3 protein-coding genes are annotated in these 3,228 nt (G+C 46.4%); 2 read left to right on the top strand and 1 reads right to left on the bottom strand.

The genetic code is table 11. The annotated features are described in order from the left end of the window. The first annotated feature begins 160 nt into the window (after positions 1 to 160). Positions 161 to 382 carry a hypothetical protein gene (locus HRU21_12325; GenBank protein NRA43075.1) on the top strand — a complete coding sequence of 74 codons (222 nt, stop codon included), beginning with the start codon at positions 161 to 163 and terminating at the stop codon, positions 380 to 382. A gap of 254 nt (positions 383 to 636) precedes the next feature. On the opposite strand, the gene ssb is transcribed toward HRU21_12325, so the two are convergent. Then, on the bottom strand, positions 637 to 1,161 hold the full coding sequence (ssb, locus tag HRU21_12320; GenBank protein NRA43074.1) for a single-stranded DNA-binding protein: 525 nt from the start codon (positions 1,159 to 1,161) through the stop codon (positions 637 to 639). Between the two features lie 148 nt (positions 1,162 to 1,309). On the opposite strand from ssb, the gene uvrA reads away from it, so the two are divergent. Next, positions 1,310 to 3,228 (top strand): excinuclease ABC subunit UvrA (uvrA, locus tag HRU21_12315; GenBank protein NRA43073.1); only part of this gene is annotated, 1,919 nt, incomplete at its 3' end.

Raw genomic sequence — 3,228 nt, 5'->3', positions numbered from 1 at the left:
CGAGAGTGAAGAAAGTGATCAGATTATCGGGCAAAATGACTACTCAGGATCAAGCTTTAGAACTCAAATGTATTTCGAAGCATCTGATAATAATAACAATTATGCAGTTACTCTGATAGATAGAAGCGATGAGACTGAATTTGAAAATCTGGATGGCAATTTGAGTTCTGACATCTTTCTGGAACAGTTTGCTTATGTTGATATTAATGATGACTTAGATGCTATAGACTCATTCACCCAATACATTCTAGATGGCGAAGTTGAGAATACTGATCCATTCGGCTCGCTGTCTGTGTCTGGCAGCTTTGATGAGAACCAAGCCGTCGGTCAGCTTAACAGCCCAGATCAGTTTGATATTTTCATATCGCTGCCATACGATTAAAGCTTTTTTACATGCGATATCATTTGAATAAGTGAGTACTGATTACTTGGTCATGATGATTTTTACTAAAACTCACAAGCAGGGAATTTTAACCATAGTCAGTCGAGCTGTCGGATTCACTGATACCTATCTTGCGTGATGAATCCTTCTTGACGATGCAACAAGGACTAAATGCGTAAACCAGACGAGAAGCCATAAAGACAAAAAGCCCCATTATTGGGGCTTTTTTATGCTTATAAAATTGGTTGGCAGGCTTAGAAGGGAATATCATCATCAAAGTCATCGAAGCCGCTTGGCGCAGCTTGTTGAGGTGCTGGCGCAGCCTGCTGAACTGGCTGAGCCTGAGCAGGCTGCTGTTGATAGCCGCCAAAGTTTTGCCCCTGTGGCTGCGCTGCAGGACTTGCAGCCTGGTAGCCGCCCTGCCCCATTTGATTGTCGCCGCGCGAATCTAACATTTGCATTTCTCGCGCATTGATTTCTGTCGCATAGCGATCTTGGCCGGTTTGCTTGTCTTGCCATTTACGGGTTCTTAAAGAGCCCTCAACATAAACTTTTGAACCCTTACGCAAATACTGCTGCGCAATCTCTGCCAAGCGGCCATTAAAGGTCACGCGATGCCATTCAGTGCGCTCTTGTGGCTGGCCAGTTTGGCGATCTGTCCAGCTTTCTGATGTGGCTACAGAAATATTGGTGACCATTCCACCGTTGGGAAATGAGCGAGACTCAGGATCTTGTCCTAAGTTGCCGACAATGATCACTTTATTAATGCCTCTGGCCATGCCTTTGCTCCATCGCGAATATTTTATTAGTAAAGAATCATTCTAGCACTGCACCAAGCGAATGACTACATGCGTAGATAACTAGTTTGGCCTCCCCTTTATCGATAGGGCTAGGTATAATGATCGGCTGTTTTTGATAGGTAAGGCTATGGATACCATTGTTGTTCGTGGAGCGCGCACCCACAATCTGAAAAATATTGATTTAGATATTCCGCGCGATAAATTAGTCGTCATTACCGGCCTTTCTGGATCAGGCAAGTCGTCATTGGCCTTCGACACTTTATATGCTGAGGGCCAACGCCGCTATGTTGAGTCCCTTTCTACCTATGCTCGACAATTTTTATCGATGATGGAAAAGCCCGATATCGACCATATTGAAGGCTTATCACCGGCGATTTCAATTGAGCAGAAATCAACTTCACACAATCCACGCTCAACCGTTGGCACAATCACTGAGATATACGACTATTTGCGGCTGTTATTTGCTCGTACCGGTGAACCGCGCTGTCCCACTCATGATTTGCCGCTTAGCGCACAAACCGTCAGTCAAATGGTCGACACGACCTTAGCGCTGCCTGAAGGACAAAAGTGCATGCTGCTCGCACCGGTGGTCAAAAATCGTAAAGGCGAGCACCTACATATTTTTGATAGTCTGCGCAGCCAAGGCTTTGTGCGCGTTCGCATCGACGGCATTGTGACCGACCTTGATGACACACCTGCGCTGGATAAAAACAAAAAGCATACGATTGAGGTTGTGGTTGACCGTTTTAAAGTTCGCGATGATCTGCAAACCCGGCTCGCGGAATCTTTCGAAACTGCTTTAGACCTATCAGAAGGCATTGCATTGGTTGTTGATATGGATGGCCAAGCTGAGGACTTATTGTTTTCGGCACGTTTTGCCTGTCCGGTATGCGGCCACTCTATCCGAGAGCTTGAACCCCGTTTGTTTTCGTTTAATAACCCCTATGGCGCCTGTCCTGACTGCGACGGGCTTGGAGTTAAGCAATACTTTGACGCCTCACGGGTTCTTCAAGATGAGGAGGCCTCGTTAGCCGAAGGCGCGATTCGCGGCTGGGATAGGCGCAGCGTTTATTATTTTCAGATGCTCAGCTCGCTTGCCAAGCATTATGATTTTTCTACCGATACGCCCTGGCATAAGCTGAAAAAGAAACATCAACAGATTATTTTGCATGGTTCCAAAGGCGAAGAAATTGAGTTCAATTACATCAATGACCGAGGTGACATCTATAAGCGCAAACATGCTTTTGAAGGCATTATCCCTAACTTTGAACGTCGCTTTAAAGAGACCGAATCAAATATGGTGCGCGAAGAGTTAAGTAAATACCTGTCGGTGCACAGCTGTAATAGCTGTCATGGCTCTCGCTTAAATTCTGATGCTCGCCATGTGTTTATTGGCAATGACACGCTACCCGATATTATTCGCATGCCAGTCGGTCAGGCGAAAGCTTATTTCGAGCAGCTAAGCTTTTCAGGCGCCCGCGCGCAGATTGCCGAGAAGATTTTAAAAGAAATTCGCGACCGCCTGAGTTTTTTAGTCGATGTCGGCCTGAACTACCTAACACTTGAACGAAGTGCTGATACTCTATCGGGTGGTGAAGCTCAGCGTATTCGACTTGCCAGTCAAATTGGTGCAGGTTTAGTCGGCGTTATGTATATTCTTGATGAACCCTCGATTGGACTGCACCAACGCGATAACGAACGATTACTTGGCACCCTAAAGCACTTACGCAACTTAGGGAATACTGTGATTGTGGTTGAGCATGATGAAGATGCGATTCGTACCGCCGACTTCATCGTCGATATCGGCGTTCATGGCGGGCAAGTGATTGCGGCAGGAGACTATCAAGCTATCGCGCAATGTGCGGATTCACTGACCGGCCAATATTTGTCGGGCAAAAAAACCATCAGCATTCCAACTCAGCGTCACGAAGCTAAGCCAGAGAAACAGTTACGTTTGTCGGGTGCCTCAGGTAATAACTTACAATCGGTTGACCTCAATCTGCCTGTTGGACTGCTAACCTGCATAACTGGCGTATCTGGCTCTGG

Source organism: Pseudomonadales bacterium (genome assembly GCA_013215025.1).
Lineage (GTDB): Bacteria > Pseudomonadota > Gammaproteobacteria > Pseudomonadales > DT-91 > DT-91.
Note: the sequence above shows the minus strand (reverse complement) of the source record. Positions and strands in the feature narration are given on the sequence as shown.